General features: G+C 67.0%; 5 protein-coding genes and 1 pseudogene. 3 read left to right on the forward strand and 3 right to left on the reverse strand.

The genetic code is table 11. From position 1 onward, the window contains the following. Positions 1–102 precede the first annotated feature (102 nt). Both SE92_RS37020 and SE92_RS00455 read left to right on the forward strand, forming a co-directional pair. Positions 103–1,020, forward strand: a complete 918-nt coding sequence (locus SE92_RS37020; protein WP_063193975.1) for an SDR family NAD(P)-dependent oxidoreductase — start codon at positions 103–105, stop codon at positions 1,018–1,020. Beyond that, on the forward strand, positions 1,017–2,237 hold the full coding sequence (locus tag SE92_RS00455) for a BaiN/RdsA family NAD(P)/FAD-dependent oxidoreductase (protein ID WP_084251946.1): 1,221 nt from the start codon (positions 1,017–1,019) through the stop codon (positions 2,235–2,237). The genes SE92_RS37020 and SE92_RS00455 overlap by 4 nt, the downstream gene beginning before the upstream one ends. 176 nt (positions 2,238–2,413) lie before the next feature. Here SE92_RS00455 and SE92_RS00460 read toward each other — a convergent pair whose 3' ends face one another. Genes SE92_RS00460 through SE92_RS00470 form a run of 3 tightly spaced genes read right to left on the reverse strand, consistent with a single transcriptional unit; the run spans position 2,414 to position 5,802 of the window. Continuing rightward, the gene (locus tag SE92_RS00460) at positions 2,414–3,493 is read right to left on the reverse strand and encodes a D-TA family PLP-dependent enzyme (protein WP_063193977.1); all 1,080 of its coding nucleotides are present in this window, start codon (positions 3,491–3,493) and stop codon (positions 2,414–2,416) included. Between the two features lie 3 nt (positions 3,494–3,496). Continuing rightward, the gene (locus SE92_RS00465; RefSeq protein ID WP_063193978.1) at positions 3,497–5,308 is read right to left on the reverse strand and encodes an ABC-F family ATP-binding cassette domain-containing protein; all 1,812 of its coding nucleotides are present in this window, start codon (positions 5,306–5,308) and stop codon (positions 3,497–3,499) included. A 2-nt stretch (positions 5,309–5,310) separates the two neighbouring features. Further along, entirely contained in the window at positions 5,311–5,802 is a 492-nt protein-coding gene (locus SE92_RS00470) for a YaiI/YqxD family protein (protein WP_063193979.1), read from the reverse strand. Positions 5,803–5,908: 106 nt separating this feature from the next. Between SE92_RS00470 and SE92_RS00475 the strand changes: the two are divergent. After that, positions 5,909–6,331 (forward strand): annotated as a pseudogene (locus SE92_RS00475) (hypothetical protein); the annotation flags it as partial.

A 6,331-nucleotide genomic window follows, 5' to 3' on the forward strand; every position in this document is an offset into this window, starting at 1 on the left:
GTCTCTCTCCGCGAGCGCATCTGTTGCGAGAGACCCCTCATCCGGCGCTTCGCGCCACCTTCTCCCACAGGGGGAGAAGGAAGAAGAGGCAGGAACTGCACAATGGCAATCAGGTTCGACGGACGCGTCGCCATCGTCACCGGCGCGGGCAATGGTCTCGGCAAGGCGCATGCGCTGGGGCTGGCCAGCCGCGGCGCCAAGGTCGTCGTCAACGATTTCGGTGGCGCGCGTGACGGCAGCGGCGGCTCGCTCTCTCCAGCGGAAGCCGTGGTCGAGGAGATCCGCAAAGCCGGCGGCACCGCGATGGCCGACGGCGCCGACGTCTCCAATTTCGAGCAGGTCACCGCGATGGTCGAGCGCGCCACCAAGGAGTGGGGCAGCGTCGACCTCATGTGCGCCAACGCCGGCATCCTGCGCGACAAGTCGTTCGGCAAGATGGAAGCCGCCGATTTCCAGAAGGTGCTCGACGTGCATCTCGTCGGCACGTTCTATTGCTGCAAGGCCGTCTGGGCCGGCATGCGCGACCGCAATTACGGCCGCATCGTACTGACGACGTCGTCCTCGGGCCTGTACGGCAATTTCGGCCAGGCCAATTACGGCGCCGCCAAGTCCGGCATGGTCGGGCTGATGAATGTGCTCGCGGAAGAGGGCCGCAAGAACAACATTCGCGTCAACATCATCTCGCCGACGGCGGCGACCCGCATGACCGAGGAGCTGCTGCCGCCGCAGGCATTGCAGCTGATGAAGCCGAACGCGATCACGCCCGCGGTCGAGTACATGCTGAGCGAGGACGCGCCGACCCGCACTATCATGGGCGCCGGTGCCGGCTCCTTCGCCGTGATCAAGATCCTGGAGAGCGAAGGCATCAACCTGCCGGAGTCCGAATGGACCCCGGACGCGGTCGCCGCGCATTTCGCGGAGATCAGCGACATGTCGAAGGCCAGGGCGCTGACGGGGGCATTCGAGCAGACGCAGAAATACGTGGCGCAAGCCGCGGCGCGTGCGGGGATCAAGCTCTGACAGCCGTCGCCGTCATCGGCGCCGGTCCCGCCGGGCTGATGGCGGCGGAAGTGCTGGCGCAGGGCGGCGCGCGCGTCACCGTCTACGACGCGATGCCGTCGGCGGGGCGCAAATTCCTGATGGCGGGGCGCGGCGGGCTCAATCTCACCCACAGCGAACCGCTCGCCCAGTTCATGGCGCGCTATCGCGAGGCTGCCCCTAAGCTGCAAGCGGCGATCGCAGCGTTCTCGCCGGATGCGCTCCGGGCCTGGAGCGAGGCGCTGGGCGAGCCGACCTTCGTCGGGACCAGCGGGCGGGTGTTTCCGAAAGCGTTCAAGGCCTCGCCCTTGTTGCGGGCCTGGCTGCGGCGGCTCGATGCCAGCGGCGTGCGGTTTGCCTTTCGCCATCGCTGGACCGGATGGGACGGCGCGGGGCGGCTGCAGTTTCGCACGCCTGGTGGGGTCGCGACTGTCGTTGCCGATGCGACCGTGCTGGCGCTCGGCGGCGCCAGCTGGCCGCGGCTCGGCTCGGATGGCAGCTGGGTCGAACTCCTCGCTGCAAAAGGCATCGCCATTTCAAAATTGCGGCCGGCCAATTCCGGCTTCACGGTCGCATGGTCCGACGTCTTCCGCGATCGTTTCGAAGGCCAGCCGCTCAAGGGCGTGGCGCTGACGATCGGCGCACATACGGTGCGCGGCGAAGCCATGATCACGCGGGGCGGCATCGAAGGCGGCGCGATCTACGCGCTGTCGGCGGAGTTGCGCGAGGCGGTGCTGGGTCTCGGGCAGGCGACGCTGATGATCGCATTGCGGCCCGACCTTGACACGGCCGCACTGACGACGCGGCTATCTGGAGTGCGCGGCAAGCAATCGCTGGCAAACTTCCTGCGCAAGGCGGCGCAGCTGTCGCCGGTCGGCATCGGCCTGATGCAGGAGGCCGCTATCGCATCGGGCCGAACGCTGGCAGCGTTCTCGCCGGCCGAGCTTGCAGAGCTGATCAACGCTATTCCGGTCCGGCTCACCAGCGTGGCGCCCATCGAGCGTGCGATCTCGACCGCGGGAGGGGTCAGCTTCGACGAACTCGACGAGCAGTTCATGCTGCGTAAACTGCCGGGCGTGTTCGCCGCCGGCGAGATGCTGGACTGGGAGGCGCCGACCGGCGGCTACCTGCTGCAGGCCTCGTTTGCGACCGGAGCTGCGGCAGGAAAGGGCGCGCTGGCGTGGCTGAAGCGTTCGTAGAACGCCACCGCCCTTCGAGGGCCGCTGAAGAAGCGGCCACCTCAGGGTGACGGCTACGAGAGAGCGGCGCCGTTCCTCCTCGAGCACGTTAAGAGAGAGTGTGATCCTGAGGTGCGAGTGGCGCGATGCGTAGCATCGCGCCGGGAGCCTCGAAGGATGCGCGGGCGCCGAACCGCTTATCGCAGCTTGCCCCGTGCCGCCACCGGCAGCGTGCCGATGATCTCCTCGCCGCGGACCATCACCACTTCGTCCATCATGTTGACCACGACGCAGACGTGGTTCGGCACGATGCGGACGACGTCGCCGACGTTCGGGCGGGTGTTGCTGCGGGAGAGGTCGAGGAAGCCGTGCTCCTCGGCGAACTTCGCGATCTTGGCTTCGGGATGCTCCAGGATCAGGCCGTGGCCGTCGAGGCCGCCGGTGTCGGTCGTCAGCGTCTTCGAGCCGGCATCGAGGATGCCGCGCTCGGGCGCGGCGCGGCTCACGACGGTCGAATAGATGTGCAGCGCGCAGTCGTCCCAGGTCGCAGAGCCCGCCGCCACCTGCATGCGGTCGTTGTAGATATAGGTGCCGAAGCGATGCTCGGTGCCGCCCTTGAGCTTGCCGATGTTGACGAGGTTCGGCGTGCCGCCGGTCGAGACGATTTTCGCATCCAGCCCGTGCGCGCGCACGCCGGCCAGCGCCTCGTCGTAGAACTTTTGCGCATCCGGCCAGCCGGTCTCGGTGGGGTACAGCATGAAGCCGGCGAATTCGAGCCCCTTCGATGCCGCGATCTCGCGCGCGAGCGCAATCGCCTCCGCAGGCGTCTCGACACCGGCACGCTTGCGCCCCGTATCGCATTCGACCACGACCGAGAGCGGACGGCCCGACGCGGCGGCAGCCTTGGGCAGTCCCGCAACGACGGTCGAATTGTCGGCGGCGACCGTCATGTTGGCTTTGGCCTGCAGCGCTCCGAGCCGCGCCATCTTCTCTTCGCCGAGCAGATTGTAGCTGATCAGGATGTCGTCGATGCCGGCATTGGCCATGATCTCGGCCTCGCCCAGCTTCTGGCAGGTGATGCCCTTGGCGCCGGCTGCGACCTGCATCTTGGCAAGGGTCGGGTTCTTGTGGGTCTTGATGTGCGGGCGGTTGGCGATTCCGGCCTCGTCGCAGGCTTGCTGGATCCGCGCAATGTTGCGCTCGACCCTGTCCATGTCGATGACGGCACAGGGCGTGCCGTATTCGCGGGCGATCTTGGCGGCGAGGGAAGTGGTCATGGGTTAAGCCTGTTCGATCTCTTCACGAAGCATTTCAAGCTCAAGCCACCGCTCTTCGGCGGCGGACAGTTCATCATGCGCCTTGGCAATGGCAGCAGAGGTGTCGTCGAATTTCTTGCGATCCTTCACATAGAGGTTGGGATCGTCCAGCACGCGCTGCAGTTTTGCAATATCGGCTTGCAACGCTTCCATCTTCTTCGGCAGCGTCTCCAGCGCATGCTTGTCGTTGAAGCTCAGCTTGCGCTTCGGCGCGGAGGCGGGGGCAGCGGAGCGCCCCTCTTTCTTCTCGGCAGCCGGCGTTGCTTTGGCCGTCTCGCGCTTCAGGTCCGCGCCGCGCTGGGTCAGCATGTCGCTGTAGCCGCCGGCATATTCGGTCCATTTGCCGTTGCCTTCCGGCGCGATCACGGAGGTCACGACGCGGTCGAGGAAGTCGCGGTCGTGGCTGATCAGAATGACGGTGCCCTCGTAATCGCCGAGCATCTCCTCGAGCACGTCGAGCGTTTCGAGATCGAGATCGTTGGTCGGCTCGTCCAGCACCAGGAGGTTCGAGGGCTTGGCCAGCGCGCGCGCCAGCATCAGCCGACCGCGCTCGCCGCCCGAGAGCACCTCTACCGGCGTGCCGCGCTGCTCCTGCGCGAACAGGAAGTCTTTCATGTAGCCGACGACGTGCTTCGGCTTGCCACCGACCATGATCTGGTCGCCGCGGCCGCCGGTCAGCGCTTCCGCCAGCGTCGATTTCGGATCGAGGCTTTCGCGGTGCTGATCGAGGGTTGCGACCTCCAGATTGGCGCCGAGACGGATCGTCCCGGCATCCGGCTGCGCGGCTCCGGTGAGCAGATTGACCAGCGTGGTCTTGCCGGCGCCGTTCGGGCCGATGATGCCGAGCCGGTCGCCGCGCTGGATGCGGGTTGAGAAATTCTCGACGATCTTGCGCTCGCCATAGGCCTTGGTGACGCCCTTCGCCTCGATCACCAGCTTGCCCGATTGCTCCGCTTCGGCTGCCGCGAGACTGGCGGTGCCGGCGGTGCCGCGATAGTTGCGCCGCTGGTCGCGCAGCGCATGCAAATTGCCGAGACGTTTGACGTTGCGCTTGCGGCGGCCGGAGACGCCGTGGCGCAACCAGTGCTCTTCGTCGACGATCTTGCGGTCGAGCTTGTGCTGGTCGCGCTCTTCCTCTGCCAGCACCTCGTCGCGCCAGGTCTCGAACGAGGCAAAGCCGCGGTCGATCTGCTTGATCTTGCCGCGATCGAGCCACGCCGTCGAGCGCGACAGATTGGTCAGGAAACGGCGGTCGTGGCTGATGATCACCAGCGCGCTGCGGCGGCTGTCCAGCTCCTGTTCCAGCCACTCGATGGTGGCGAGATCGAGATGGTTGGTCGGCTCGTCCAGCAGCAGAATGTCGGGCGAGGGCGCCAGCACGTAGGCCAGCGCCGCGCGGCGCGCCTCGCCGCCGGAGAGATTGTGCGGGTTCTCATCGCCCGTGAGGCCGAGCTGCTCCAGCAGATAGCGCGCCTGGTGCTGGTCGTCGCCGGGGGCGAGCCCGGACTCGACATAAGCGAGCGTGGTCTTGTGATCGCCGAAATCAGGCTCCTGCGGCAGGTAGCGCACCGTTGCGCCCGGCTGCACGAAGCGCGTGCCGCCGTCGGGCTCGACGAGGCCGGCCGCGATCTTCAGCAGCGTGGACTTGCCGGAGCCGTTGCGGCCGATCAGGCAGACGCGTTCGCCCGGCGCGACGTTGAGCTCGACGCCTGACAGCAGCGGCGTGCCGCCAAAGGTCAGCTTGATGTCCTTGAGTTGGATCAGCGGGGGCGCCATCGTCAGCCTTGATGAGTTGCAGCCTGATCGGCGCGACGGCGCTGGATCCGGCGCAGCGTCTGGTCGAGCGCCGAGAGGAAGGTAGAGCGGTCGCGCGGGGAGAACGAGCGCGGGCCGCCGGTGACTTCGCCGGCCGACCGCAAATCCGTCATCAGATTGCGCACCGCCAGCGTCATGCCGATCGACTCCTCCGTGAACGGCTTGCCGTTCGGGGCAATCACGTCGGCGCCGGCCTTCACGCAACGGCTCGCGAGCGGAATGTCCGATGTCACGACGACGTCGCCAGGCTTGACGCGCTCGACGATCCAGTCGTCGGCCGCGTCCATGCCGGAGCCCGCGGCGATGCGCTCGATCAGCGGATCGTGGGGCACCCGGATGAAATTGCCGGCGACGACGCTGACGGGCACGCCGTGCCGGAGCGCGACGCGGTAGATCTCGTCCTTCACCGGACAGGCGTCGGCGTCGACATAGATGCGGGTGGGGGTGTCGGTCATTGGCCGCGTGGTACCGCATTCAGGCCGCAAAGGCGAGGGGATTGACCGCTGTTCCCGCTGGCCTACGATCGGCCCCGAACAACAAGAATACAGGGAAGATGACCCCATGCCGAACCGGCTCGAAACCTGGCGCGTCGAGGCCTACAACACCGCCAAGCAGTCCGAAAACAAGATGCACGACGACACCGTCGCGCGCCGCTTCGGCTTTTCCGGCGGGCTGGTCCCGGGCGTCGACGTCTTCGCCTACATGATGCACGTGCCGATCGCGCGCTGGGGCCGCGATTTCCTGTCGCGCGGGCTGGTCGAGGCCCGCTTCATCAAGCCGGTCTATGATGGCGAGGCCGCCGATGTCGATGCCACCGAGCACAACGGCTTGCTGACGATCGAGGTGTTCAGCCGCACTGAGCTTTGCGCGACCGGCACCGCTTCGCTGCCGGCCGCCGCGCCCGCGGTGTTGCTGAGCGACTATGTTGCCGCGCCCGTGGTTGCCGAGCGGACGCCGGTCAGCCCGGCGACGTTTGAAATGGGC

It is taken from the genome of Bradyrhizobium sp. AT1, from assembly GCF_001590795.1.
Taxonomy (GTDB): domain Bacteria; phylum Pseudomonadota; class Alphaproteobacteria; order Rhizobiales; family Xanthobacteraceae; genus Bradyrhizobium.